General features: G+C 50.8%; 3 protein-coding genes. All 3 read right to left on the minus strand.

Annotated features, from left to right (window positions below; translation table 11 throughout):
* Positions 1–67: 67 nt before the first annotated feature.
* The 3 genes from BWM17_RS09595 to BWM17_RS09605 are packed head-to-tail and all read right to left on the minus strand — an operon-like array spanning position 68 to position 919.
* Positions 68–238 carry a hypothetical protein gene (locus BWM17_RS09595; protein WP_309493775.1) on the minus strand — a complete coding sequence of 57 codons (171 nt, stop codon included), beginning with the start codon at positions 236–238 and terminating at the stop codon, positions 68–70.
* Positions 235–624, minus strand: a complete 390-nt coding sequence (locus BWM17_RS09600) for a DUF6011 domain-containing protein (RefSeq protein WP_309493776.1) — start codon at positions 622–624, stop codon at positions 235–237. Before BWM17_RS09600 ends, BWM17_RS09595 begins: the two co-directional genes overlap by 4 nt.
* A 1-nt stretch (position 625) precedes the next feature.
* The gene (locus BWM17_RS09605) at positions 626–919 is read right to left on the minus strand and encodes a hypothetical protein (protein WP_309493777.1); all 294 of its coding nucleotides are present in this window, start codon (positions 917–919) and stop codon (positions 626–628) included.
* Positions 920–1,098: the final 179 nt, after the last annotated feature.

A 1,098-nucleotide genomic window follows, 5' to 3' on the forward strand; every position in this document is an offset into this window, starting at 1 on the left:
GCAGGAAATTCGCTGCTCTCTATCCTCATGGACTCGTAGTTGCCGAGGTTGATCGTAAAACCGATCTTCATTCTCCACCTCCGTTACTGATCCTGCAGATCTCCTTCATGATGGAATCCTTGATAGCCTCAATGACCTCTCGTTCATGGTCCATTTCCAGAGCAGCGAGCTTTGTCTGGGCATCGACGAGGAGCTTTAATGCCTCAGCAGCTACTATCATCTTTCGAGAGTCGATCATGGAAACACCTCCAGAGTTGCCTGCTTGCTCGCTGTAGCTAACGCATCGACAAGAGAACCCATCTTCTGCTCTCTAGGGCAAGGCGAGATCGTTGCATAAGGACAGCAAGGAGAACAGCAGTAAGCATCAGGGCAACCATCGTCTGAATGATAGAAAACAGGTCTACCACAGTTCTTACAGCGGACCTCTCCTTCTCGCAGCGTTGGATACTTCTTCAGGTTCTTGTTGTATTCTCTGTGGGCTTTAAGCCTGAGTTTTTCTATCCGTGAGTTCAGCTTTTCCCTGAAATCAAGGTTTGTAACATACTTGCGGTAGCATACGGGCCCGATGCCCTTGCGGACGCTGTCGGGGTTGCTAAGCGGTTTGCCACAGATGCCGCACCTCATTTTAACCCTCCGTCAAGAAAAACTCCCTCAGCTTTGTGTCAGCTTCCCTGATCTTCTCGATGATAGCATCGAGGTCTGTGCCGTTGTAGGTTATGGTCCAGCCGTAGCTTCCCTTCTGGCCTCTCGATACCTCGATCTTGAGCTCCGGCTGCTTTGGGTGGGTGTAGTGATCGTGGCGGATTGTTTGGCTGGGGATAAGGTTTGAAGAGATGTTGATCTGCGGGAGTTGAGGAGGTATATCTGAATCCGTTGTATCCGTTATGTTGAGTTTAGGATGGAGTTCGCTCTCAGGCATGTGCCTCGACCTCCTGCTGAAACTTCTCTACTTCCTTGCTCAGGTTGACCAGCTCTTCCCACTCTGCATCGATCGGCCCTACGGGCATTGAGTTGGGTTGTCAATCGTCCTGACGATCAGGAAGCATGGCTCGTCTGGGTTGCAGACCTCGCAGGAGAAGACTTTCCGGTCCATGATTA

This window comes from Candidatus Hecatella orcuttiae (assembly GCF_002009985.1).
Taxonomy (GTDB): domain Archaea; phylum Thermoproteota; class Bathyarchaeia; order Hecatellales; family Hecatellaceae; genus Hecatella; species Hecatella orcuttiae.